Annotated in this window: 24 protein-coding genes; 13 read left to right on the forward strand and 11 right to left on the reverse strand. The window is 58.6% G+C overall.

Translation table 11 applies throughout. The annotated features are described in order from the left end of the window. Nucleotides 1-273: 273 nt before the first annotated feature. Together AC1RKH_RS01060 and AC1RKH_RS01065 are read left to right on the forward strand one after the other, a co-directional pair. Nucleotides 274-1,635 (forward strand): cache domain-containing protein, encoded by a 1,362-nt coding sequence (locus AC1RKH_RS01060; RefSeq protein ID WP_493060739.1) that lies wholly within the window; start codon nucleotides 274-276, stop codon nucleotides 1,633-1,635. A gap of 33 nt (nucleotides 1,636-1,668) precedes the next feature. Further along, nucleotides 1,669-2,301 carry a response regulator gene (locus AC1RKH_RS01065; protein ID WP_493060740.1) on the forward strand — a complete coding sequence of 211 codons (633 nt, stop codon included), beginning with the start codon at nucleotides 1,669-1,671 and terminating at the stop codon, nucleotides 2,299-2,301. 34 nt (nucleotides 2,302-2,335) lie between these two features. Here the strand turns inward: AC1RKH_RS01065 and AC1RKH_RS01070 are convergent, their stop codons facing one another. The 3 genes from AC1RKH_RS01070 to AC1RKH_RS01080 form a co-directional block, all read right to left on the reverse strand. Beyond that, nucleotides 2,336-3,262 (reverse strand): sugar ABC transporter substrate-binding protein, encoded by a 927-nt coding sequence (locus AC1RKH_RS01070; protein WP_493060741.1) that lies wholly within the window; start codon nucleotides 3,260-3,262, stop codon nucleotides 2,336-2,338. A gap of 113 nt (nucleotides 3,263-3,375) precedes the next feature. Next, complete coding sequence (locus AC1RKH_RS01075) at nucleotides 3,376-4,164, reverse strand: TIM barrel protein (protein WP_493060742.1); 789 nt, start codon at nucleotides 4,162-4,164, stop codon at nucleotides 3,376-3,378. Further along, nucleotides 4,161-5,183: a Gfo/Idh/MocA family oxidoreductase gene (locus AC1RKH_RS01080; RefSeq protein ID WP_493060743.1), complete on the reverse strand. Its 1,023-nt coding sequence runs from the start codon at nucleotides 5,181-5,183 to the stop codon at nucleotides 4,161-4,163. Before AC1RKH_RS01080 ends, AC1RKH_RS01075 begins: the two co-directional genes overlap by 4 nt. Nucleotides 5,184-5,385: 202 nt before the next feature. Here AC1RKH_RS01080 and AC1RKH_RS01085 point away from each other — a divergent pair, with 202 nt between their 5' ends. Continuing rightward, complete coding sequence (locus AC1RKH_RS01085) at nucleotides 5,386-7,389, forward strand: sigma-54 interaction domain-containing protein (protein ID WP_493060744.1); 2,004 nt, start codon at nucleotides 5,386-5,388, stop codon at nucleotides 7,387-7,389. Nucleotides 7,390-7,406: 17 nt separating this feature from the next. Here AC1RKH_RS01085 and AC1RKH_RS01090 read toward each other — a convergent pair whose 3' ends face one another. Continuing rightward, nucleotides 7,407-8,456, reverse strand: coding sequence for a LacI family DNA-binding transcriptional regulator (locus AC1RKH_RS01090; RefSeq protein ID WP_493060745.1), 1,050 nt, complete (start codon nucleotides 8,454-8,456; stop codon nucleotides 7,407-7,409). A gap of 182 nt (nucleotides 8,457-8,638) precedes the next feature. Between AC1RKH_RS01090 and AC1RKH_RS01095 the strand changes: the two genes are divergently transcribed. From AC1RKH_RS01095 to AC1RKH_RS01115, 5 genes are all read left to right on the forward strand, one after another. Beyond that, on the forward strand, nucleotides 8,639-9,751 hold the full coding sequence (locus tag AC1RKH_RS01095) for a fatty acid desaturase family protein (protein ID WP_493060746.1): 1,113 nt from the start codon (nucleotides 8,639-8,641) through the stop codon (nucleotides 9,749-9,751). Between the two features lie 36 nt (nucleotides 9,752-9,787). Continuing rightward, nucleotides 9,788-10,108, forward strand: a complete 321-nt coding sequence (locus AC1RKH_RS01100; protein WP_007904516.1) for a MocE family 2Fe-2S type ferredoxin — start codon at nucleotides 9,788-9,790, stop codon at nucleotides 10,106-10,108. Between the two features lie 18 nt (nucleotides 10,109-10,126). After that, the gene (locus AC1RKH_RS01105; RefSeq protein WP_493060747.1) at nucleotides 10,127-11,368 is read left to right on the forward strand and encodes an NAD(P)/FAD-dependent oxidoreductase; all 1,242 of its coding nucleotides are present in this window, start codon (nucleotides 10,127-10,129) and stop codon (nucleotides 11,366-11,368) included. Nucleotide 11,369: 1 nt separating this feature from the next. Further along, nucleotides 11,370-12,218: a sugar phosphate isomerase/epimerase gene (locus AC1RKH_RS01110; RefSeq protein ID WP_493060748.1), complete on the forward strand. Its 849-nt coding sequence runs from the start codon at nucleotides 11,370-11,372 to the stop codon at nucleotides 12,216-12,218. A 132-nt stretch (nucleotides 12,219-12,350) separates the two neighbouring features. After that, the gene (locus tag AC1RKH_RS01115) at nucleotides 12,351-12,770 is read left to right on the forward strand and encodes a DUF1801 domain-containing protein (RefSeq protein ID WP_493060749.1); all 420 of its coding nucleotides are present in this window, start codon (nucleotides 12,351-12,353) and stop codon (nucleotides 12,768-12,770) included. Here AC1RKH_RS01115 and AC1RKH_RS01120 read toward each other — a convergent pair. The 5 genes from AC1RKH_RS01120 to AC1RKH_RS01140 all read right to left on the reverse strand — a co-directional run bounded on the left by AC1RKH_RS01120 (nucleotide 12,746) and on the right by AC1RKH_RS01140 (nucleotide 15,123). Then, nucleotides 12,746-13,147 carry a hypothetical protein gene (locus AC1RKH_RS01120; RefSeq protein WP_493060750.1) on the reverse strand — a complete coding sequence of 134 codons (402 nt, stop codon included), beginning with the start codon at nucleotides 13,145-13,147 and terminating at the stop codon, nucleotides 12,746-12,748. The two genes, AC1RKH_RS01115 and AC1RKH_RS01120, sit on opposite strands and share 25 nt — an antisense overlap. Before the next feature lie 106 nt (nucleotides 13,148-13,253). Further along, nucleotides 13,254-13,559, reverse strand: a complete 306-nt coding sequence (locus AC1RKH_RS01125; RefSeq protein ID WP_493060751.1) for a panthothenate synthetase — start codon at nucleotides 13,557-13,559, stop codon at nucleotides 13,254-13,256. A gap of 146 nt (nucleotides 13,560-13,705) precedes the next feature. After that, the gene (mug, locus tag AC1RKH_RS01130; protein WP_493060752.1) at nucleotides 13,706-14,227 is read right to left on the reverse strand and encodes a G/U mismatch-specific DNA glycosylase; all 522 of its coding nucleotides are present in this window, start codon (nucleotides 14,225-14,227) and stop codon (nucleotides 13,706-13,708) included. Between the two features lie 11 nt (nucleotides 14,228-14,238). Beyond that, the gene (locus AC1RKH_RS01135; protein WP_493060753.1) at nucleotides 14,239-14,862 is read right to left on the reverse strand and encodes a TetR/AcrR family transcriptional regulator; all 624 of its coding nucleotides are present in this window, start codon (nucleotides 14,860-14,862) and stop codon (nucleotides 14,239-14,241) included. 60 nt (nucleotides 14,863-14,922) lie between these two features. Further along, nucleotides 14,923-15,123 (reverse strand): hypothetical protein, encoded by a 201-nt coding sequence (locus AC1RKH_RS01140; protein ID WP_493060754.1) that lies wholly within the window; start codon nucleotides 15,121-15,123, stop codon nucleotides 14,923-14,925. Here AC1RKH_RS01140 and AC1RKH_RS01145 point away from each other — a divergent pair. From AC1RKH_RS01145 to AC1RKH_RS01160, 4 genes are all read left to right on the forward strand, one after another. After that, nucleotides 15,122-16,261, forward strand: a complete 1,140-nt coding sequence (locus AC1RKH_RS01145; RefSeq protein WP_493060755.1) for an HlyD family secretion protein — start codon at nucleotides 15,122-15,124, stop codon at nucleotides 16,259-16,261. The two genes, AC1RKH_RS01140 and AC1RKH_RS01145, sit on opposite strands and share 2 nt — an antisense overlap. Continuing rightward, on the forward strand, nucleotides 16,258-17,757 hold the full coding sequence (locus tag AC1RKH_RS01150; RefSeq protein WP_493060756.1) for an MDR family MFS transporter: 1,500 nt from the start codon (nucleotides 16,258-16,260) through the stop codon (nucleotides 17,755-17,757). The genes AC1RKH_RS01145 and AC1RKH_RS01150 overlap by 4 nt, the downstream gene beginning before the upstream one ends. A 19-nt stretch (nucleotides 17,758-17,776) precedes the next feature. Next, a complete protein-coding gene (locus tag AC1RKH_RS01155; protein ID WP_493060757.1) occupies nucleotides 17,777-19,267 on the forward strand; it encodes an efflux transporter outer membrane subunit in 1,491 nt (496 codons plus the stop codon). A 71-nt stretch (nucleotides 19,268-19,338) separates the two neighbouring features. Beyond that, nucleotides 19,339-20,295, forward strand: a complete 957-nt coding sequence (locus tag AC1RKH_RS01160; protein ID WP_493060758.1) for a LysR family transcriptional regulator — start codon at nucleotides 19,339-19,341, stop codon at nucleotides 20,293-20,295. A gap of 44 nt (nucleotides 20,296-20,339) precedes the next feature. On the opposite strand, the gene AC1RKH_RS01165 is transcribed toward AC1RKH_RS01160, so the two are convergent. Both AC1RKH_RS01165 and AC1RKH_RS01170 read right to left on the reverse strand, forming a co-directional pair. Then, a complete protein-coding gene (locus AC1RKH_RS01165; RefSeq protein ID WP_493060759.1) occupies nucleotides 20,340-20,612 on the reverse strand; it encodes a DUF2790 domain-containing protein in 273 nt (90 codons plus the stop codon). Between the two features lie 216 nt (nucleotides 20,613-20,828). Further along, nucleotides 20,829-21,587: a sulfite exporter TauE/SafE family protein gene (locus tag AC1RKH_RS01170; RefSeq protein WP_493060760.1), complete on the reverse strand. Its 759-nt coding sequence runs from the start codon at nucleotides 21,585-21,587 to the stop codon at nucleotides 20,829-20,831. Nucleotides 21,588-21,711: 124 nt separating this feature from the next. On the opposite strand from AC1RKH_RS01170, the gene AC1RKH_RS01175 reads away from it, so the two are divergent. Continuing rightward, nucleotides 21,712-22,635, forward strand: coding sequence for a LysR family transcriptional regulator (locus AC1RKH_RS01175; protein WP_493060761.1), 924 nt, complete (start codon nucleotides 21,712-21,714; stop codon nucleotides 22,633-22,635). Nucleotides 22,636-22,705: the final 70 nt, after the last annotated feature.

The raw sequence follows: 22,705 nt of genomic DNA on the forward strand, positions 1-22,705 counted from the left end.
ATAAATGTATCCGCACGACTACGTACGCACCATCTGCGTAGTTCTACGTAGACGGCGCTGATCTCTTTGTGGGAGCGGGCTTGCTCGCGAAAGCAATCTGTCATTCAACATCGATGTCGTCTGATAGACCGCCTTCGCGAGCAAGCCCGCTCCCACAGGTTTTGCATTTCAACTGAGCCGCACGTCATTCCGTCCAGCGTCGCTACTGGACGCGCGTGTCTTTGGCATATGATGCCAAGCCTTCGCCTTCCCTCGGCCCGGTCAGGAGCAGAGATGCAGCTCAAACATAAAATCGTCGCGCTCGGGATTCTGCCGCTGGTGTTGGCGATTGCGGTCATCTGCGCGCTGGTGATTTCTCTGAACCGCCAGCTGGGTGATCAGCAGGCGCAATTGATCGAAGACAGCATTCTGGCCAGCAAGCGAGCAGAGCTGAAAAACTACGTTGAAATGGCGCAAAGCCTGATCGCGCCGCTATACGACAACGGCAAGGGTGACGAGCGCGCGCAGCAACAGGTTCTGGAAGAACTGCGTAAGCTCAGCTTTGGTATCAATGGCTACTTTTTCGTCTACGACCGCCAGGGTCGCAGTCTGATGCATTCGCGGCAGTCGGAACTGGTGGGCAAATACCTCTGGGACATGAAGGACCCTCACGGTTTGCCGGTGATCCAGGCGTTACTGAAAAGTGCGGAATCAGGAGAAGGCTTTCAACGTTACGCCTGGAACAAACCCTCGTCCGGTCAAGTGACCGACAAGCTCGCTTATGTCGTGATGCTGGATCGTTGGGGCTGGATGCTCGGTACCGGCATCTACCTTGAGGACGTTGAGCGCGCCACACAGCAGGCGCGTGACGAGGTGGCTCAGGGCATCCGCAAAACGATGCTCGCGATTGCCGTGGTGGCCCTCGTGGCAGTGCTTTTCGTCTTCGCCAGCGGCATGACGCTGAACGTCAGCGAGCAGCGTCTGGCCGACAAAAAACTTCAACGTTTGACCCAGCGTATCGTCAGTTTGCAGGAGGAAGAGCGATCACGGGTTTCCCGTGAGCTGCACGACGGTATCAGCCAGGTACTGGTTTCCATAAAGTTCCAGTTCGAACTGGCCAGCCATGTGCTGGAGAATGGACAAGACACGGGGTTGAGCATTTTACGAGAAGCCACGGAGCGCCTGGGAGACGCAATTGGCGAGGTTCGCAGCCTCTCTCACGACCTGCGCTCGTCGCTGCTCGACACGCTGGGTCTGCCGGCGGCGATTGGTCAACTCGCCGCAGAGTTCGAGCAGCGAAGCGGGCTCGTGGTGACCTGCGACAACAACGAATTCGATTGCCACCTGGTCGATGGGGCGTCGGTCTCGTTGTTTCGCATTGTGCAAGAAGGCCTGACCAACATCGAACGACATGCACGGGCCCAAAACGTATCCATTACCCTGCACGGGTCCGAAGAGTCCATACGGCTGACAGTGGTCGATGACGGTATCGGTTTCAACGTCGCTCAAGTCGAACGTCGTCACTCCGGCATCGGCCTGCGCAATATCCGTGAGCGTGTCGAGCATTTTGGCGGACGATTCGACCTCACATCGACGCCGGGAAGAAGTGTGCTGGACATTCTGCTGCCGATGAAAATTCCCGGTACAAAATACTGACTCGCCCAATAACAACAAGAGTGAACGCCCCCGATGAACCTGCTCTACCCAATCCGCGTCGCCCTGGTCGACGATCACTCCCTGGTCCGTGACGGGATCAAGGCTCTGCTGGCGGTCATGTCTCCCCTGGAGGTGGTGGGAGAAGCCGAGAATGGAGCCGAGGCGATTGAGATGGTGAGGCTCTGTCAGCCGGACCTGTTACTGGTCGACATCAGTCTGAAGGACATGAACGGGCTTGAACTGACCCGCGTGTTGAGCAAGCAGTATCCGTTGCTGAAGATTCTTGTACTCAGCATGTACGACAACTATGAGTATGTGAGTGAATCTGTTCGTTCTGGCGCCAGCGGCTATGTGCTGAAGAATGCACCTTCACGGGAAATCATTGCGGCCATTGAAGCTATCGCCAGCGGCGGGACGTTTTACAGTGCAGAAATCGCACAGAGGCTCATCGCCGACAAGCCGACCGATAACGAACTGACGCCGCGCGAGAGTCAAGTGCTGTGCAAGATGGTTCAGGGAATGAACAATAAGGAAATGGCTCGCGAGCTGGACATCAGCGTTCGGACTGTGGAGACCCATCGTTTGAGCATCCGTCGCAAACTCAACATCGACAAGCCCGCGGCCTTGGTCAAATACGCGATGGACCACGGGATAATTTCGCATTGAGGAGGCGTGGGCCGAATCACGCCCCTGCTTGGGATTATTTGAAGTGCTGCTCGTAAGTCGCCACCAGGTCCGGCGTGATCAGCTTGTAGGGCACCCAGACATTTGCTTCGACCGGTTCGCCTTTGATCATCTTGATGGCGGCTTGCAGGGCGCTGGTCGCCTGGGCTTTGGGGTCTTGAAACACCGAGGCCGCCAACTGACCGCGTTTGATGGCCGCCAGTCCGTCAGGCAAGCCGTCTACGCCGACCACCGGAACCGAGCCTTTGGCCTTGCCGGCCTGTTGCAGGGCCATGGCCGCGCCGATGGCCATCTCGTCGTTGTTAGCGACGATGGCATCGAAGTTTGAGCCAGCCAGCACCCAGTTGCTGGTCAGATCCATCCCTTTGCTGCGCTGCCACTCGGCACTTTGCTGCTCGACGATCTTGATCCCGGGATAATCCTTGAGCACATCCTTGACCCCATCGGTTCGGCCCTGGGTAGCGTTTTGCGCCAGGTCGCCCATGATGATCGCCAGGTTGCCTTTGCCACCCATCTTGTCGGCCAGGTAACGCATCTGCAGTTGTCCGGCCTCAATGTCGTTGGACGCCACGGTGACCACGCCTTTGGGCAAGACGCGCTCGTCCGGGCGGCGGTTGACGTAGACCAGCGGAATGTTCTGCGCGACAGCAGCGCGGGTCATATTGGCAGTCGCGGCAGTGTCCACGGGCAGGACGATGACCGCGTCGACTTTCTGGTTGAGAAAGCCTTCGACCTGATTCAGCTGACGCACCACGTCACCCTGAGCGTCCTCGAACTGGATTTGCACCTTCTCCTGTTTGGCGGCCGTTTCCAGGCCGCTGCGCACATAGGTCATGAAGTTATCGTCGACCTTGGCAATGCTCACGCCAATGCGATAGTCGGCGTGAGCCCACTGGCTGCTGAGCAGGAGCAGCGAGGTAATAAACAGTGTGTAACGTCGCATGATGGTTTTCCTTTTGTAGTTATGAGTTGAAATTCATCAAGATCAAACGTGAGGATTTCTGGCGCTCTCTGATTCAAATCCGCCGAGAGCGCCGTTGGCATTGTGTGGCTCTCTCAATCAAGCGTGAAGGCTAGTCGAAAGCGTTCGAGTGCCACTTCGCTATCGCCACTGGCCCACCCCTCAAGCCCGACGACACCGGTGTATCCCATGCGGAACAAGGCTCTGGCAATGGCTGGATAATGGATTTCGCCAGTGCCGGGCTCCATGCGGCCGGGGACATCGGCGACCTGGATTTCCCCGATGGCGCTGCCTGCACGCTGGATCAGTTCGATCAGGTTTCCTTCGCCGATCTGGGCATGGTAGAGGTCCAGGTTCATCTTCAAATGAGGGCTGCCCACGGCCTCGATCAGTGCCAGGGTATCTTCGGCGCGAGCGAAGGGGGTGCCGGGGTGGTCCACCTCGGTATTGAGGTTTTCCAGCAAGAATACCCGGCCGGCGTCTTCGCCTAGGCGAGCGATTTTTTCCAGGGTCTTGCAGGCGCTCAACCACATGCGCCCAGTGGTGTGAGCCACGGGTTTGACCGGCAAGCCTTTGTCGCCAAGACCGGTGCCATGCAGGTTGAGGCTCGGGCAATTCAGTTGTGCGGCGACGGCCAGCGATTCTCTTGCGCTGTCGAGCAGGTGCTGGATGTCCTCGGGATCGGTCAGGTTGCCCGAGATGTAGCCGGTCATGGAGGTGAAGTCAGCGCCGGTGGCGACCAGGGCTGGAATGTCTTTCTTAGTCCAGTCCCAGAGTTCGGCGCTAAAACCCAGCGCGTGAATACGTTTGACGCGTTCGGTGAACGGCAGGTCGAGGAAGACCATCTCGGCGCTGATCGCCAGTTTGAACGGTGTGAAACTCATGAGCGACCTCCTTGCACGCGCACAGGTTTGCCTTGCTGGAAGGACTCGATACACGCGCGGGCAATGGCCAGTGCCGCCCGGGCATCTTCGCCGCTGGCGAGTGGTTTTTCGCCAGTGCGCAGGCAGTCGACAAAGTGGTTGAGTTCGGCCACATAGGCATCACGCAGCAGGTCGGTGTCCATGCGCTGGGTGTCGGCCTGGATGCCATTGGCCAAATAGCGAACCAGGTCGGAGTCATTGAGGCTGCCCATGCTCAGCATGCCTGCGCTGCCGAAAACTTCCCCCCGAACATCGTAGCCATAGACCGCCTGGAAATTGGCCTCGGCCGTCGCGATGGCGCCGTTGTCGAAACGGATCGTCACCACTGCGGTGTCCAGCAGGCCCTTGTCCTTGTAGTCCGGTGCGACCAGGGCATCGGCCATGACAAAGACTTCGACCGCTTCGGCGCCGGGATTCAGGTAGCGCAGGGTATCGAAGTCATGAATCAGGGTTTCGAGGAAAATCACCCACTGCGGCGAGGCGGCCGGATTGTTCAGCGCCGGATCGCGAGTCAGCGAGCGCAGTAGTTGCGGCGTACCGATACGGCCTGCGACCACGTCCAGGTGAGCAGCCCGAAAGCTCTTGGCAAAGCGACGGTTGAAGCCGACCTGCAGCGTTACGCGCGCGTCGGCGGCTGCGGCGATGGCACGGTCGGCCTCATCCAGGGTGATGGCCATGGGTTTTTCGCAAAACACGCCTTTGCCGGCCCGGGCCGCACTGATCACTAGTTCGGCATGGCTGCGGGCCGGGGCGGCGATCAACACGCCATCTATTTCCGGGTCATCGAGCAGTTGCTGTGGATCGGTATAGACCCGCTGCACACCCAATTCTGTCGCCAGGCGGGCGGCCTGGCCGGGTGTAGGGTCGGCGATGGCGGCCAGGCAGGCGCCGGGAATGTGTCTGGCGGCAGTCTGGCCGTGAAAGCTGCCCATGCGGCCGGCGCCGATGAGACCCAGGCGGATGATCTTGGACGTACTCATGAAATGACTCCCTTTTATTGTTGTTCAATGACTCGACAGCAGGAATGTCCCCGCTGGTACACAGCAGGGAGCAAGGGCTGTGCCAATATTTAAGTCATTGATATTTAAAGAGTTAGTCGATTTTTTATGAAAGGAGTGTTCATTCACATGACATGTCTATAATAACATGTCAAAAATATGAACATAGAGGCGGATGTCGATGATGACCCCACAGCCAATGGCCTTCAGCGTGCAAGACCTCGATTACCTTACCGCTCTCGGTCCTGCGTCGCTGAACGAAGGACCGATCGCTGAGTTGGACCAGGCCTGGCTGGCTTGTCTGAAGGGGTGCACCGATCGACCTGTCGGGGTCAGGCAGGTCATTTGGGACTCCTGGCTGCGCAGCGTCAGTGCCGGCCTCGACCCTGATGATGGCGAATACCGGTTTGTTGCCCCCGCCGTTCTGGCCGCGACGCTGGCGGCCAATCGCGTCTTGATCGCAGCGGCGGCGGAGGTCATGAGAGGGTTGCTGGCTTACAACCCCAGGGGCCATATCAATCTGACCGATGCCGAAGGCACGACGCTGTATTTCTGCGGCCTGGACATCACCCCCGTGGGTAGCCGACTGCTGGAGTCGGTGCAGGGCACCAACTGCACAGGGCTGGCGATTGCCGAAGACCGATTGGTCTATGTGCTGGCCGAGGAAAACTTCGGGAGCGGCCTGCGTCGGCGGCGCATGCATTGTGCAGCCGCGCCGATCAGGGATGCTCAGGGCAGGACGGCGGCCATGCTGACCCTGACCGCAGAGCCGGGCTGGTTTCATTTCCATACGCTGGGCACCGTCCAGGCAGCGGCCGAAGCGGTCTCGCGGCAGATGGCGCTGCAGACACTTTTGGAAGAACAACAAACCGTCCTTGAAGTGCTCAACGAGGGACTTGTGGTGCTGGATGAACGGGGCTGCATCAAGGCGCTCAACCGTTATGCCCGCCAATTGTTCCGCGTGGGGCTGGAGCTGCTGGGCAGCCCGTTCCAGCGTCTGGGCCAGAGCGAACTGAGCGATGAAATTCTGCTGCGCGGAGGGGAGGGGCTGCGGGATCTGGATTGCACATTTGAGCTGCATGATCGCAGCCACCTGGCGTGCCTGGTGTCCGTGTGCTCACTGGAGCAGGGTGGGCGCATTGTGTCGTTGCGCGAGAACAGGCGCATTCGGGAAATTACCCGGCGGATCATTGGCACTCAAGCCAGCTACACCTTCGAGACTATTCAGGGCAGTTCGCGAGCCATACAGGACGCGTTGCACCTGGGGCGGATTGCCAGTCGCAGTGACTCGACCACGCTGATCCTGGGTGAAAGCGGTACCGGCAAGGAGCTGTTCGCCCAGGCGATCCATAACGCCAGCGACCGTTGCAGCGGTCCTTTTGTGGCTGTCAATTGCGGGGCCATTCCGCGAGACCTGGTACAGAGCGAATTGTTCGGTCATGTCGAAGGGGCCTTCACCGGATCGGCCCGCGGAGGATCTGCCGGGAAGTTCGAATTGGCCGATGGCGGAACGATCTTCCTCGACGAAATCGGTGACATGTCTTTTGATGCCCAGGTCAGCCTGCTGCGAGTCTTGCAAGAAGGCGAGGTGACTCGCGTGGGCGCGAAAAAATCGCAGCAGGTGGATGTCCGCATCATCGCCGCCACCCACCGCAACCTGAGCCAGGCGGTGGCCGAGGGCGCCTTCCGTGAGGATCTTTACTACCGGCTCAACGTACTGAACCTGACGGTTCCGCCGCTGCGGATGCGCCGGGAGGATGTTCCATTGCTGGCGCGACACTTTCTCGGTCGTTGCGCCCGGTCGCTGCGCAAATCGGTGCAGGGCATTTCGCCAGAGGCGTTGGATATTCTTTCAGCCTACAGCTGGCCGGGTAATGTTCGCGAGTTGGAAAACACCATTGAACGCGCGACCAATCTGGCGGTTACCGAGTTGATCCAGCCAGCCGATCTACCGCTTGAAATCAGGCAAAGGCTACGTCAGTCGACGCCGGGAAGTTTGCCTGAACCCCAGGCTGCCCTGGACCTTGGCGCCCATGAAATGAATGCGATCATCGCGGCCCTCAGGGATACCCGTGGCAACATCCGCCTGGCCGCCAGGCAGCTGAATGTTTCTCGTGGCGGGTTGTACAACAAGATGAATCGGTTCGGGCTGAGTGCCGATGCTTTCCGTTCGGGACCCCACCTCTGATGGGGGTGTTCATGCCGTCAGCCTCGGGCGTTCTCTGAGGTCATGATCTGCAACGGAACATGGATCCGATGCCGTATCGGATCGAAGCCCGTCGCGGTCTGCAGCTCGACCAGCAAGTCGACCAGCGCTGCCGCCAGCAAGCGCGGCTGGGAATCGATGACCAGGCTGATCAATCCTTGAGCCAGGGCTTGTCGCGACAGCTCGGTCGACTCCTGCAGGATACTGCACAGCGACGGCCGCTTCGGCACCTGCGACAGGGCACTGATGATTCCGTCGCCGCCACCGCCGACCACGCACAGCCCCCGCAAGTCGTCGTGGCGCGCCAGGAGTTCCAGCGTTGCCTCTTCGGTGATGTCACAGTTGTCCAGATTGATCACCGCTTCAAGCAGTCGCAACCCCGGTGCGTGCTCCGTCAGGTAACTGCGCAGCCCCTCGACCCGAGCCTGATGGCCGAGAAAACGGTGGCCGCCGAGCAGTACCCCGATGCTGCCTTTGCGTGCACCACAGGTGTGAGCCATCAGCCAGCCCATGGTGCGCCCGACCTCATGATTATCCTGGCCGACGTACGGCTCATCTGCTGCCTCATGGATGTCGGAGAGCAGGGCGATCACCGGCACGCCGGCGGCTCTGATCTGAGCGATGGCGGCATTGATCAGCGGATGCGCGAAGCTGACCACCGCCAGACCATCGCACTGCACTGCCAGTTGTTCGATCTGGGCAATGATGGCGCTGGGCGTGCGATCGAATACGTATTCGAAATGACAGCTCAGGTTGGCACCGGTTTGACGTTGCGCGGCCTCGGTGATGGCGGCGGCAACGTTGCCATAGAACGCCTGGGCGGTGCCGAGCAAGAGGATGCCGAAACGGTAGCTGGGACGACGTTCGCGGATTCGCTGGCCGATCAGCCTGGCAGCAAAATAACCGACCGCTTCGGCGGCCTGGAATACCTGCTCGGCGGTGGCCGGGCTGACTGGGGCCCTGGCGTTGAGCACTCTGTCCACGGTGGCGACACTCAAGCCAGCGTGCTCGGCAACCGTGGCGATGGTTGGGCGTTTAGTGGTGTTCATGGCAGGCCCCGCAAGCGCTTTGATAGAAAACTATCAAGCTTCAATGGGCCTGGATGATAGCTTGATAGGGAATGTATTCAAGGGCTTGAGGGTAATCAGTGCGCTCTCTATCTTTTCTCCAACGATGTGATCCCGCATCGAAGCAAGTGCCTAAAACCATCAAGCTTGCGGAGAACAATAAAATGCCTGAACAAAACGCAGCCTTTGAACACCCCGATAAACCCGTGCCTCGGGATTATCGATTGATCGGTCCCGAAGCCGCCAAAGCGGCGCAAAAAGGTCTGGTATCGGCAAGCTGGTACCAATCGCCCATTTCCCGTAAACGCATGAAGGAATTGATGCAGCGCCGCGATGGCCCGGCGTTGCGCGATACCGCGATCTGGCTGCTCTCGATGGTCGTCACCGGGTTCGGCGGTTACTGGTTCTGGGGCTCCTGGGCCTGCGTTCCGTTCTTCTTCGTCTACGGGCTGCTCTACGGCACGGCGTCCAATGCCCGTTGGCACGAAACGGGTCACGGTACGGCGTTCAAGACCCGCTGGATGAATGATGTGGTCTATCAGCTGTCGAGCTTCATGTTCATGTTCGAACCCCAAGTCTGGCGCTGGAGCCATGCACGGCACCACACCGACACCGTGATCGTCGGCCGCGATCCGGAGATCGTCGAACCACGTCCGCCAAGCCTGATAAATATGGTGCTGAGCCTGTTCAGAATGCCTTACGCGTTGAACACGATGTGGTCAGTCTGCAAGCACGCGGTAGGGCGGATGGGTGAAGAAGAGCAGACGTTCATCCCCGAGTCCGAGTGGCCCAAGGTGGTGAGGGACGCACGCGTCTGGCTAGCGATTTATGCGCTCACCGTGGGTACTGCGGTTTATCTGCAGAGCTGGTTGCCGCTGATGTTTATCGGCCTGCCGACCCTCTATGGCGGTTGGCTGTCCTACCTGTTCGGCCTTTCGCAGCATGTCGGCCTGGCTGAGGACGTACTCGATCACCGCAGCAACTGCCGCACGATTTACATGAACCCGGTGCTGCGCTTCATGTACCTCAACATGAACTATCACCTTGAGCATCACATGTATCCGATGGTGCCGTTTCACGCGCTGGCGCAGCTTCACGAGGATATCCGCCGTGACTGCCCGCCGCCTTACACCAGCCTGTTCGAGGCCTTCAAGGAAATCATCCCGACCATCTGGAAGCAGCGCAAAGACCCGACTTATTTCGTCTCTCGTCCTTTGCCACAACGCGCAGCGCCGGCCGCCAACGTCCAGGCAGAACCTGAAGTAACGCCGGCCTGACACCTTCCTATCTGTACCACTACAAGAGAAAACGCCATGACCGATCAATGGATCGATGTATGTGCCGTGGACGATATCGACGACGAAGATGTCATTCGCTTCGACCATGGCCAGCACACCTATGCCGTCTACCGCTCCGCTAACAGCGAGTTTTTCGCCACTGCGGGCCTGTGCACCCACGAGTCCATCCACTTGGCTGATGGTTTGGTGATGGATCATGTCGTCGAGTGCCCCAAGCACAACGGGCGTTTCGACTACCGCTCCGGCAAAGCCCTTGGCGCACCGGTGTGCGTCAATCTCAAGACCTATGAAGTCCGGGTCGAAGCGGGGCGTGTGCTGCTCGCCATCACGGTTTAACTGCGCGGAGTCTGTGCCATGAGTTCTGCCAATGCTCCACTGGTCATCGTCGGCGCCGGGCATGCGGGTGGCCGCGCGGCCCTGACCTTGCGCGGCGAAGGTTATCGCGGTCGGCTGATTCTGATCGGCGACGAGTTCCACCTTCCCTACGAACGTCCGCCGCTGTCAAAAGGGCTGTTGCAGGGCACGGTGGATCTGGCGGGCTGCAGTCTGTGCGATAGCGCTCAGCTCGCCGAACTGGACATCGAACACCTGGCCGGCAACCCGGTGAAATGCCTGGATCCGCAGCAGCATCGTCTGCAATTGGCCGACGGCAGCTGGTTACATTACGCCCGTCTGTTGCTTGCGACGGGAGGGCGGTCGCGGCGACTGACCTCCGTGCCCGAGCATCTGCTCAATGTGCTTTATCTGCGTACCCATGACGAGGCCCTGGCACTGCGCGCTTTGCTGCGGCCCGAGGCTCGATTGGTGATCATCGGTGGCGGCTTCATCGGACTCGAAGTCGCAGCGACCGCCCGTGCCTTGGGTTGCGCCGTGACCTTGCTCGAGGCCGGACCGCGCCTGGCTGGCCGCGTCCTGCCGGAGCGGTTGTCCAGCGTGCTGCTGGAACTGCATCGCAGCCAGGGCGTGGATGTCCGACTGAACGTGGTCATTGAGGCGGTGCAGGGCACTACCGGCGTTGAGTCCGTGCAACTGGTCGACGGCCAGTTGCTGCTCTGCGATCTGGTGGTGGTGGGCATCGGCATGCGACCCAACACTGAGTTGGCCATGGCCGCCGGGCTTGAGGTCGGCCAGGGCATCCGTGTCGATGCCCAGCTGCGCACCAGTGCGCCGGATATCTTTGCGGCGGGCGATGTCTGTGAGTTTCGGCTGCACCCGCAAGGTGTTTTCCAGCGTCAGGAAACCTGGCGCAACGCCGAGACCCAGGGCCGTCACGCAGCCCTGAATCTGTTGGGCGGCGAACTGCCCTTCGAGGTCATTCCCGGTTTTTGGTCCGATCAGTACGACTGGGGGCTGCAGATCGTGGGCGTGATCTCAAACACAGAGCCCACGGCGAGCCGGACAACCCCGGGTGGCGGTTTTCTGTTGTTCTACCTCGATGCCGAGCAACGTTTGCAGGGCGCCTGCGGCTGGGGCCAGGGCAATAACGTCGCCAAGGACATCAAGCTGTGCGAACGGCTGATCGCTAACCAGAACCACCTCTCGGTGGACGCTCTGGCCGACGCCGATGTGCCGCTCAAACAATTGCTGAGGAGCTGACATGCGTGAATTCCTGGTCTTCCAGTCCCTTTGGGCCATGCACGATCACCGTGGCCAATGCGACCTATCCATTGAAGCGCAGCTGGAAAAAATCGCTACCGCCGGCTTCGACGGGATCACCGACCATTTCTGGGTCGCGCAACATGCTGCACGCCTGAATGCCGCCGCCAAGGCGCAAGGCCTGCAAATCGAAGGTCAGGTGTTCCCCCGGACCGTGGATGATCTGGCGGCAGCGATTGACGTCGCTTGCCGTTACGGGTGCCACCATCTCACGCTGCAAGCAGACATCAGGCCGCGCACGCTGGCGCAGGCTATCGAGCTGATCGAAGGCTGGCAGCGACTGGCCGAGCAGGTGGACTTTCCCGTTCTTCTTGAAACCCACCGTTATCGCCTCACCAGTGACCTGTTGTTCACGCTCGACATTCTCGCTGAAATGCCCGATCTCAAGCTTTTAGCCGACTTGTCCCACTATGTCGTGGGCCGCGAACTGCCAGAGCCGGCCGCTGCCGAAGACGACGAACAGATCCATACCATCCTGCGCCACAGTTGGGGGTTTCATGGTCGTGTCGCCAACTGCGAACAGGTCCAGGTGCCCTTGAGCTTCGCTCAGCATCGACCCTGGCTGGAGCGTTTCCTCGGCTGGTGGCGTTATGGGATCGAGGATTGGCTGGCCCGCCCGAACACGCCCGCCAGCCTGTCCTTCACCTGTGAACTCGGCCCACCACCCTATGCCATCACGGGGGCTGACGGAGGCGACATCACCGATCGCTGGGCCGAGGCGCTAATGCTCAAGGACTTGATACGCGATGTCTGGAACGACTGCCAGGCACGACCTCAAAATGGTCACTGATTTAACGCACGACGGGTCGCGACCGGCAGCTTTCGAATCATAACGGTCATTGATTGCCTGGAGGAAAGCCGTCAGTCAGCAATACTCACGTGGCGGTCGAGCGACAACCACCATGAGGAGGGTGAAACCATTATGAAAAACGAGCAGATTGGCTCTAAGGAAGGAGAGGGGGCAGGCTCTGCCTCTCAGCTGATAGATGCGCGAATCAAGGAGCTGAGCGATTGGCGGGGCGAGACGCTCGCTCGGGTCCGAACGCTCATCCGGCAGACCGACCCCGAGGTGGTCGAGGAATGGAAGTGGAGAGGTGTTCCAGTGTGGTCGCACGCCGGAATCATCTGCACCGGTGAGACGTACAAGCGTGTCGTGAAGATGACCTTCGCCAAGGGCGCCTCGTTGGAAGATCCTTCAGGTCTCTTCAACTCCAGCCTCGAAGGCAACACCAGGCGTGCCATTGATTTGCATGAGGGCGACAGGATTGATGAAGAAGCGTTGAAGGCGCTCATTCGCGCTGCCGTGGCTCTGAACACTCAGGCATCGCGCAAAAGGTCATGAGCGTTGAGCAACTCGTAGGCAATCTCCGGATGCATCTCCAAACCGCGGCGAATGGCTGCCGGGATCGATTGGCGGGTTTTGCGACACAGGCCGGGTTGATCCAAGAGGTGAATACCGATGCCGCGCATGCTTCGCACTTCGTGGAAGCTTGGGGTGATTTGCAGGCGAATGCCTAACTGCTCGTACATCCGGCGCTGCATATGCTCGAGGTCGGTCATGCTCTGAAGATTTTCCAGTCGATCGAGCAGGCGCTTTTCCTCCTGGCGAGTCAGGTACAGGATGCGCAAATCACTGCTGGGTATGTCCAGCAGCTGTTCACGCCCGCAGTCGCAGGCGCCGGGCGGGCAGGATTGTCGAATCTGCAAGGTGGCTGTCATGGTCTCCAATCATAGCTACCCGCAATCACCTTTGCCCAGCGGGGTCGTCGCGACTGGTGGAGGATGGTTTGGGGGCGGAGATAATCGCCCCCGGACCGATCGCTCCTCATCCCCATGTTTTTCCCAGCGCTTCCAGACCGGACTTTTGCAGGTCCTGCGGGCTCATGACAAGACGGAACTTGCAGTTGGCATCGAAGTTGAGAAAGAACGGTTCTGCAAAACCGGGGATTTCAGATGAGTCTTGTACGTTGATCAGGAAAATCCCGCCGCGCTTTCCATCCTGCTCGGTAAAGTAGGCAGCCTCCGGTTTGATGCTCTCCAGGATACGCCCAATGATTTCGCCTACCTTCCCGGCTCTGACGAGAGAGTTGAAGGGTTCATTCGGGCACTCGACCATCAGTAGCATTTTCATCATTCGATTCTCTATTCAAGTGGCTGCCTCGTCTCCCTACCTTTGCGCCTGGCGCTCATGTCGCCAAGCCTGCATTCAACCGTTCCAGCGGTGTGAGATTAAGAATAGTGAAGTATGAGCTAACGCCCATTCGGGGTTACGGGCGGTCATCGAGGAGTGTTTTGTACGACTGCTAAACAGAGTTGGCGGTACGCGCCAACCAGTTGATCCTGCGTGAACGCGCGATTTCGCCCACTGGGATTGGGCAGGACCCATACCGAGGCATTACCAAAGGTTTTTGACTGAAGCCCCCAGGTAATTTCTCGTTGGCCAGATAATGCGCAATATGCCGCTTTACCGAGAAAAGCCACAAAGCGTGGCGCATAGCGCGCGATCTTTTGTTCAAAATCCGCAGCGGCAGCGATGAATTCATGTAAAGACAGCTGATCCGCTCGCGCCGTAGGCCGTTCGACCACAGCCGTTAATCCACACAGATACTGCAAGAGTGTCCGATCGTTTTCCGGGCGTATTTCCTCCGGCGTAAAGCCGGCGAGATGGAGCGTGCGCCAGAAGCGATTGCCTCTGCCCGCAAAATGATGCCCTTGGGCGGCAGCAGTCACTCCTGGATTAATGCCACAAAAAATCACTGCAAGATGCTCTGTAAGAATATCTTCGAGTCTTTCGCCCACCGTAAAACCTCTCAACTGCAGATCACGCTTACCGCATCGCGTGCAAGCTTCGTCAATTCAGCGCGGGATTTGCCCGCCCGCGCACGTATCGAAATGCTGTGCAGCAGGGATGACGCAAGTACGGCGAGGGCCGCTGGGTCGACATCGCTTTTCAACTCGCCGGCATCGATTGCCGCTCGCAGGCGCGTTTCGAGATCGGCATCGAGCCTGCTGAGTCGATCCGAAAGTACCTCTCGTATTTCAGCGTCCTCGACGGCTTCGGTAGTCGCCGTGCCGATCGCAAAGCAGCCACGCGGTTGGCCCTCACCCGAGAAGTAGATCGACAACTGCCCCTCGTAGAAGCGCATCAACGCCTGCTCCAATGTCAGATCGTTGTCCGTCAGCGCCTCGTGCATGGCCGCCGCGGCAATCTCCCAATACTGCTCAAGCGCCTTGATATAGAGAGCGTGCTTGTCACCGAATGCCGCATAGAGGCTTGGGCGATTCATGCCGGCCGCAGTAGCGATGCTATCCAGAGAAGCGCCGGAATATCCGGTGCTCCAAAAAACCCCAAGTGCCTGTTGCAGCGCTGTCTGCGGGTCATACGCGCGGGGGCGGCCCCGGCCTTTCCCTTCTGTAATATTTTTTTGTGCCATGTTGTACAAAATCCTTGAGTGAAGGTCGGTCAGGGCATATTCTTACATCATTGCACAAAATTAAGGAGCCAGAAGTTCCTGAATTTCAGGTTTGTTGTAGCGGGGCTCGAACTGGGTGTTGCGACGATGAAACAGGTGCGGCAGAGCGATCCTCCTGGCCGCGCATGGGCTTGCTTTCTCACAGCAATTATTGACATCAGGGCCGCAGGCGATTCTTGCAGGTGTTAGCCCGATTTCCCGGTTAAAGGTGTATTCGATCATGACCAAACAGTTCGACATCCCAGCTTCGCAGACCTTCGAGCACCCAGGGCCGAACCAGACTTACACGCCCATCAAGAAACCGCTCAAAGAGAAATTACGACCACTCCTTATGGTGGGTTTCCCTGTCCTCTTCGCTGCGGTGGGGTACGCACACTATGTGGCAGGCGAGCCCTTTGTTTCGACCGATAACGCCTACGCTCGGGTGGCCAAGGCATCGATCAACGCGCGCATTTCCGGACAAGTCGTCGAAATCGCGGTCGAGGACAATCAGCCTGTTCGCAAGGGGCAGGTTCTGTTTCGGATCAACCCGGAGCCGTTCCAGATCGCGGTTAACCGTGCAGACGCACAGTTGAGCGTCGCGCGGCTTCGCATAGCTGGACTCAAGGCAAGCTACCGGCAGCAGCAGGCTGAATTGCAATCGGCCAAAGAGTCGGCCGATTTCGACCAAAGGGAGTTCGTCCGGAAGAAGGCGCTGGTCGCTACCGAGTTCGTCTCGCGCGCAATTTATGAGCGCGCAGACACAGACCTTAAAGTTGCACGGCAACGAATAGCGTCTATCGAACAGCAGGTCGCCAGTACGGTCGTTGCGTTGAACGGCAATCCAGACATCGAAGCCGATAACCACCCGGCGGTTCGGGAGGCCAAGGCTCAGCTCGACGAGGCGCAGCTCTACCTCTCGTATGCGACGGTGTATGCGCCGGACGATGGCATCGTGGCCAAGGTCGACGATTTACAGGTTGGCAACTATGTAAACAACGGTGCGCCCGTATTTGCCCTGCTATCGGATCGGCAGATTTGGGTTGAGGCCAACTTCCGCGAAACGCAGGTGACCCACATGCGTCCAGGCCAGGAAGCAACGATCAGTATCGATACTTACCCTGATCACGTATTCAAAGCCCACGTGACCAGCATGAGCCCTGGTGCCGGATCGGACTTCGCATTGCTGCCGCCCGAAAATGCGACCGGCAACTGGGTCAAGGTTGTCCAGCGGGTACCGGTGCGACTCGAACTCGATGAGGTGGATCCTGCTCAGCCGCTTTTCTCGGGTACCAGCGCCACGGTCAAGGTCGATACCGGGTATCGCACTCCCTGGTGGCACCCGCTCAAAGCGCTGTTGACCGCAGGTACCGACCGATGAACGCCAACCTTGCTGGAACCCCGGGAGGAGAGGGCGCGCGCACGCTCAGGTTTGCTGCTCTGCTGGCGACCTATATGCAGTCTGCGAACCTGCCTCTGCCAAATGCGGCACTGAGGTTTATTCAGGGCGCCTTGTCGATGACCGACGACGAGGCTGGCTGGGTATTCACTTCATACCTCGCTGCGAGCGCCATCACCCTGCCGATTGCGCAGTGGCTCGCCGGACGCTATGGCTTGAAGATCGTGTATCAAGCCGCGATAGCCTTCTTCGTCCTTGGCTTATTGCTCGCTATGCAGGCAACGACCCCGCTGGAGTTCGTCGGTGCGCGCATTATTCAAGGCGCCGCGAGTGGCCTGCTGGCACCGCTTTCGATGGCCATTGCAATGGAGACACTGCCACCTGCCAAGCGCGCGAAATTTGGTTCGGTGTTCACGGCCATTGTGCTTTTGGGGATCGTCAGCGGCCCGAGTATCGGTGGTTGGGTCTGCGAACATTACGAATGGCGCTCGATTTTCTACATCAGCCTTCCGCTATCGGCGTTTATCTTCCTGGTGGCGACGTTGTTGCTTGCCGAGAAAAAGGCCGAGAAAAGCCCGCCTTTTGATTTTTTCGGCGTTGGCACCTTCACGCTGGGAATGATCGGGTTGCAAATGCTGCTCGACCGCGGTGAGCGCCTGGACTGGTTTTCTTCGCCCGAGATCTGGCTGGAAGCGGTGGCAGGTGCAGTGGGGCTCTACCTGTTCGTTGTTCATGTACTGACCGCGAAGGTGCATTTTCTCAACAAAAGTTTGTTCAAAGACCGCAATTTCGTGCTGTCGACGATCATCTTTTTCGCACTCGGTTTTGTGCTGTTGCCGACGATGGCCCTGACATCGCCGATGCTGGATGAAATTCTCGGATACCCACCTGACACGACCGGCTACCTGACGATACCGCGAGGTGTCGGGCTGGTAGGTGCATTTCTGCTGATGGGCCGTGTTTCTGCTCGTATCGACTCGCGACTCTTTGTTGCCGTGGGCGTGGCGCTGGTGGCTTATGCCAACTGGCTGATGCTCGGCTATTCGCCGTTGATGGACTGGTGGCCCGTGGCGGTGGCCGGTGCACTCCAGGGAATCGGCCTCGGTGTCTTGATGCCGGCGATCAGTAAGGTGGCCTTCAGCACGCTCGATCCCAGGTTCCGTCCGGAAGGTACCGGTTTTTTCAATCTGGCCCGTGTTTACGGAAGCACCCTCGGCGTTGCGGTCGTGCAAATCTTCTTCTTCAACAACACGCAAACGATGCACGTGGCGCTGGCAAGCCATCTGACGCCTTATCGCGCCGCTGCACATTCCATGACGGCGTCGACCTCCTTGCAAGCACTCGGGGGGCTCAACGAAATGATCACCGGCCAGGCGGCTTTTATCGCGGTTATCGGCCAGTTCAAGATTTTGATGCTGGCGATGCTGGTGGTGAGCCCGCTGGTTGTCTTTCTTCGCAAACCCGTTCCGACCAACTAGTTTTCGTGGAGTCTGCCCAATGAAATCCAATACGTTCGTACTCAACAGACAGCTGTTCCAAACGACGGTCGGTACGGTGTCGGCTCTGATGTTCCTGTCCGCCTGTACCGTCGGCCCTGACTATAAAGCGCCCTCGGCGAGCCTGTCGCAGCACTATGATCAACAGGCAGAGCAGCGTCTTGGCGAGGGTGGCAACAAGGTTGCCGAACAGCACATTGAGCTTGGCAAGAAGGCCAGCGGCGACTGGTGGTCTGCCTTCCATTCGCAGAAACTCGACAAGGTTGTACGTCGGGCAATCGCCGGCAATCTTGAACTCGTGGCGGCAGATGCGACGATCCGGCAAGCGGCGTCTTCTGTTGCCGCGGCGGAGGGGGCACTGTATCCGCAGGTCGATTTTGGCGCTCAGGCTGGGCGCCAACGGGTACATAACGCGCCCGAGCCATCCGTTTCCAATTTCTATTCGATTGGGCCGCGGGTCGGCTTCGACCTTGACGCTTTCGGCGGAACCAAGCGGCTGGTCGAACAGAAGGAAGCGTTCACGGATCTTCAGAAGCATCGATACGAAGCGGCGTACCTGACCCTGACGGGCAATGTCGCGAGCCAGGCGTTGTTGGTTGCCTCTGCAAACGCGCAGATGGAAGCCGTCGAGAAGCTGCTCGCCAATGACACAAAGAACCTCGAACTTGTGCGCATGGCGCACATCAATGGCTCCACTACACAGATCGATGTTTCACTGGCCGAGACGCGGCTCGCTCAGGACCGCACGCTGTTGCCACCCCTCGCTCAGCAACGTGATTCGGCACGCCACGCGCTCTCGATTCTGACGGGCAAAGGCCCTGCTGACTGGATTGCGCCTGACTTTAATCTTGCCGAGTTTGTATTGCCGTCAAACGTGCCCGTCAGCTTGCCCTCCGAGATGGCCCACGACCGGCCCGATGTACTGCAAGCAGAGGCTGAACTGCACATGGCCAATGCCGCCGTTGGAGTCGCGACAGCGAACCTCTATCCGCATGTAACGTTGTCCGCGTCTCTGGCACAGGCCGCTTCAGGCAATGGCGGCGCCGCACTCTGGGGCTTCGCGGCGGGCCTGGCGGGGCCGATCTTCGATGGCGGAACGCTCAAGGCTGAACGTCAGGCTGCAGTCGACGGCTACAAGGCGACCCTCGCCGGTTACCAGCAAACCGTCATCAATTCGTTCGGTCAGGTCGCAGACACGCTGCAGGCAATAAACCATGACTCAGAGGAGAGCCTGGCGCAGGAGGACGCGTTACGCGCTGCCGAAACGAGTTTTCGGTTGAACCAACAAGCCTACGCGCAAGGTGAGAACAGCATTCTCCAAGTGCTGGAAGCTGAACGTGCCTATGAGCAGGCGCTACTCGGTCAACTCAGAGTGAAGACGGCGCAGTATCTCGATACGGTGCGGCTGTATGTGGCACTCGGCGGTAATTCCGTCGGAGTGTTTGAGCAACGAGTTGCCAGTCGCGAAGAACAAAACCATTCGTACCAATAGAGGCTGCGGCCCCGGACAGTGGAGTAAAGATATGCCTTACGAATCATCCATATCCCCCTGAGGTGAAAACGATGGACGTTTTCCAGACCATGCGCTTTTTCGTTGCTGTCGCTCAGAGCGGCAGCTTTACGGCGGCGGCTGAGCTATTGGACACCACTACAACTAACGTTTCCAAAGCGGTCTCCAGTCTGGAGGCCAGGCTTCAAACACGTCTGATTAACCGCACGACCCGACGCTTGGCGTTGACCGAAGCAGGTGCGCGCTATTTGCAGCGATGCGAGAAAATTCTTGAGGAGGTACGTGAGGCCGAAGAGGAAGCGGGTACCGCCCAGGTCATGCCTGTTGGCAGGCTCAAGATTCACGCGATGGGAGCCATCGGCAATCATTACGTGATCAAAGCCATTGCCAGGTATAGAGAGACTCACCCCTTGGTAATGTTTGATTTGACACTGACTAATCGGCTACCTGACTTGCTGGAGGAGGGCTATGACATGTCGATTGTTTTAGCGCGGGATCTACCCGATTCAGGATTTGTCGCTCAGCGGCTCGGCATCACTTACAGTATTCTCTGCGCCTCGCCGGCGTACCTGAAAAAACGCGGGCGCCCCGATTCTCCGAGTGCTCTTTGCTCACATGATTGTTTGAGAATTGTTAATACCGTAATGCCGGTTGAAAACTGGGCATTTGATGGGCCCGAAGGCGTGGAGACTGTCAACATTCCATTGTCTCCCTTTCACGTCAACACCGCCGATGCCATGACGGTCGCCATAACCAATGGGATGGGTATCGGTATTCAGCCTATTGCTTCTGCAGTCGACGGCCTCAGGGCCGGCACGTTAGTGCGCGTATTGCCTGAGTATCATTTTGAAGAGTTTAATTTATTTGCAATATACCCATCGCGAAAGTTCGTGGATGCAAAAATAAAGACATGGGTAGAGTTTCTTAAAGATTACATTCCGGGCTTGTTGGCATCCGATGAAGAAATCGTGGGCTCAGCCAGAAAAGATAACAGCTTTCGAGCTCGCTAGCGCTGCAGGTATGGAGTGTCAACCCTCCATCGTCCGCACAGTACTCAACCGTTTGAACAGCCCGTTCCCATTACTTGATACTGAAGGACATGGTGTTGACCGTGAGAGTCTTCATACGTCATTTGAACAGGGACCGGTCCGCACTGGTCCGCGGCGTCTGTAATTGCAATGACTTTTTTAATGTCCAGCTTTGTTTCGTAAGTGTAACTTTCAATCGGCGCTTTACTGGTCGCGACTGTTGAATGGCTCTCGTCTGCAAATGCCTGTGCGCCTAAACTGCCAAACGCAAGGAAGATCGCAACTTTTGAAATATTCATCATATTCACCGTATGGTTCAAGGTTTGGTCTGCGTCGTTTTACCTCGTGAGCTAGTTGATGTTTATTCAATTTGCTCACCGGGTAGAAACGATGCTAGATGTTTACCCCTTTCCCAGACAGCGGCCTATTGGACAAACACTGTTGACAGATTTCGCATGAATGGAGCACTTCGGGGACAGTCAGTACCGGTGTGTTCGGGGTGCCACGGATCAGGTTTACACGAACAGGTCGTAAGACAGTTTGCTGATCAGGATCGCCAGCAACACCAGGAACAGCGCCCGGACAAAAGGCACGCCTTTACGAACCGCCAGCCAGGTACCGGTCAACGCACCCAGGATGTTGAATGCCGCCATGGGGAGGGCGATCAGGTAGAGCACGTTGCCCGTCGGAATGAAGAAAATCAGCGCCGCGACGTTGGTCGCGATGTTCACCAGCTTGGCCGACGCCGAGGCATGCAGGAAGTCGAAGGCGAAGCAGCGGATAAACAGGAAAATCAGGAAGCTGCCGGTGCCGGGACCGAACAGTCCGTCGTAGAAGCCGATGGCACCGCCGATGATGACCGCCAGCAGTTTTTCCCTGGTACCGATGCGCATGGGTTTGTGCAGGGCGCCGAAGTCCTTTTTCCAGAAGGTGTAGATCGCCATCAGCACGATCAACACCAACACCGCCGGCCGGATCATCGACTGGGGGACCGACGACACCGTGGCCGCTCCGAAGAAGGCCATGACAAAGGCCGCACAGGCGGCGGGGATCACCAGCCCCCAATCGATCACCACCTTGCGTACGAAGGACCGGGCCGCGAATGCGGTGCCGCAGGCTGCCGCGACCTTGTTGGTACCCAGTAGCGCCGCCGGTTGTGCCGTGGGCAGCACGTTGAACAGCGCGGGTATCTGGATCAGTCCGCCGCCGCCCACCGCCGCATCGATCAGGCCGGCGGCGAAGGCGAATACGCAAAGGATGACAATATCGATCATGAAATCAGGCTCTGACGATGAAGGGTTGGTGAAGGTCCAGCGGTGTGGGTTGAACGGGAAGGTTAACGGAAGGGCCTTTTTTGTGTTGCAATGCCACGTTGTGAAAAGTGCAATGAGGTGGGCAGTGGCACTGAATATGTTGGGGGAGCTGGAAGCCTTTGCGACGGTGGCTCGCAAGCGCAGCTTCGTCGCAGCGGCACGTACTCTGGGGCGTTCCCCCAGCTCGTTGACCCGTGCCGTTCAGGCCCTGGAGGAAAGTGTCGGGGTCAAGTTGTTCAATCGCTCGTCGAATGCCGTGAGCTTGACCGAGGCGGGTGAGCACTTGTTGCCCCACGCTTACAAAATGCTGGATCTGCAACGCGAGGCGGATGAAGACCTGGCCGGTCTCAGTGGCCTGGCTTACGGCTGGATCCGCTTTTCCGCCCCCGAGCTTCTCGGACACGGGGTATTGCCCCGATTGATCGCGCAATACTGCGAGCGTTATCCAGACGTGAACGTCGATGTGATTTTCACCGATGAGAGCATCGACCCGGCCAAGAGCAAGCTGGACTTCTCGATTCGCGGCGCGTTTCCGCAATCCAGTGACCTGATCGGCTTCCCGCTCTGGAGTTATTCACGTTACCTGTATGCCAGCCCCGGGTATCTGGAGCGGCGCGGGATGCCCGATTCCATCGAGGCGCTGGAAGCGCACTCGCTGATCCTGCATACGGCGCCGCGGATTCTCAAGGAGTGGAATTTTCGCAGTGAGCAGCAGGCCATCAGCTTTCGGGTTCATCCGAAGTTTCGTTTCAGCTCCGGCGTGGCGGTGTTCCAGGCGGCCCTGGCGGGCGTCGGGATCGCCCGCCTGGCGGACTGGCTGGCGGAGCCCGAAGTGGAAGCGGGGCGCCTGCTTCGGGTCTGTCCCGAGTACACGCTCACCTCCAGCGCCGGCGATAGCCCTCAAATGCACGCGGTATACCCGGTCGGGAATCTGCCGCTGCGGGTGAAGTCGCTGCTGGAGGTGATCCGTGGCTTTGGTGACAGCCTGGACCGAAAGCATGCTTTTTGAGCGAGTGAAGGGGGCAGCTGTAATAGCCGCAGTTGAAGGCGCGTGCGGCGTTACCCGACGCGCCAGTCGG

The sequence above is a fragment of the Pseudomonas sp. GW822-FHT06B12 genome (assembly GCF_058799675.1).

Bases quoted from the DNA above. Each gene is read 5' to 3' on its own strand.
- AC1RKH_RS01060 (WP_493060739.1), top strand. From the start codon at position 274: ATGCAGCTCAAACATAAAATCGTCGCGCTCGGGATTCTGCCGCTGGTG.
- AC1RKH_RS01065 (WP_493060740.1), top strand. From the start codon at position 1,669: ATGAACCTGCTCTACCCAATCCGCGTCGCCCTGGTCGACGATCACTCC.
- AC1RKH_RS01070 (WP_493060741.1), bottom strand. From the start codon at position 3,262: ATGCGACGTTACACACTGTTTATTACCTCGCTGCTCCTGCTCAGCAGC.
- AC1RKH_RS01075 (WP_493060742.1), bottom strand. From the start codon at position 4,164: ATGAGTTTCACACCGTTCAAACTGGCGATCAGCGCCGAGATGGTCTTC.
- AC1RKH_RS01080 (WP_493060743.1), bottom strand. From the start codon at position 5,183: ATGAGTACGTCCAAGATCATCCGCCTGGGTCTCATCGGCGCCGGCCGC.
- AC1RKH_RS01085 (WP_493060744.1), top strand. From the start codon at position 5,386: ATGACCCCACAGCCAATGGCCTTCAGCGTGCAAGACCTCGATTACCTT.
- AC1RKH_RS01090 (WP_493060745.1), bottom strand. From the start codon at position 8,456: ATGAACACCACTAAACGCCCAACCATCGCCACGGTTGCCGAGCACGCT.
- AC1RKH_RS01095 (WP_493060746.1), top strand. From the start codon at position 8,639: ATGCCTGAACAAAACGCAGCCTTTGAACACCCCGATAAACCCGTGCCT.
- AC1RKH_RS01100 (WP_007904516.1), top strand. From the start codon at position 9,788: ATGACCGATCAATGGATCGATGTATGTGCCGTGGACGATATCGACGAC.
- AC1RKH_RS01105 (WP_493060747.1), top strand. From the start codon at position 10,127: ATGAGTTCTGCCAATGCTCCACTGGTCATCGTCGGCGCCGGGCATGCG.
- AC1RKH_RS01110 (WP_493060748.1), top strand. From the start codon at position 11,370: ATGCGTGAATTCCTGGTCTTCCAGTCCCTTTGGGCCATGCACGATCAC.
- AC1RKH_RS01115 (WP_493060749.1), top strand. From the start codon at position 12,351: ATGAAAAACGAGCAGATTGGCTCTAAGGAAGGAGAGGGGGCAGGCTCT.
- AC1RKH_RS01120 (WP_493060750.1), bottom strand. From the start codon at position 13,147: ATGACAGCCACCTTGCAGATTCGACAATCCTGCCCGCCCGGCGCCTGC.
- AC1RKH_RS01125 (WP_493060751.1), bottom strand. From the start codon at position 13,559: ATGAAAATGCTACTGATGGTCGAGTGCCCGAATGAACCCTTCAACTCT.
- AC1RKH_RS01135 (WP_493060753.1), bottom strand. From the start codon at position 14,862: ATGGCACAAAAAAATATTACAGAAGGGAAAGGCCGGGGCCGCCCCCGC.
- AC1RKH_RS01145 (WP_493060755.1), top strand. From the start codon at position 15,122: ATGACCAAACAGTTCGACATCCCAGCTTCGCAGACCTTCGAGCACCCA.
- AC1RKH_RS01140 (WP_493060754.1), bottom strand. From the start codon at position 15,123: ATGATCGAATACACCTTTAACCGGGAAATCGGGCTAACACCTGCAAGA.
- AC1RKH_RS01150 (WP_493060756.1), top strand. From the start codon at position 16,258: ATGAACGCCAACCTTGCTGGAACCCCGGGAGGAGAGGGCGCGCGCACG.
- AC1RKH_RS01155 (WP_493060757.1), top strand. From the start codon at position 17,777: ATGAAATCCAATACGTTCGTACTCAACAGACAGCTGTTCCAAACGACG.
- AC1RKH_RS01160 (WP_493060758.1), top strand. From the start codon at position 19,339: ATGGACGTTTTCCAGACCATGCGCTTTTTCGTTGCTGTCGCTCAGAGC.
- AC1RKH_RS01165 (WP_493060759.1), bottom strand. From the start codon at position 20,612: ATGAATATTTCAAAAGTTGCGATCTTCCTTGCGTTTGGCAGTTTAGGC.
- AC1RKH_RS01170 (WP_493060760.1), bottom strand. From the start codon at position 21,587: ATGATCGATATTGTCATCCTTTGCGTATTCGCCTTCGCCGCCGGCCTG.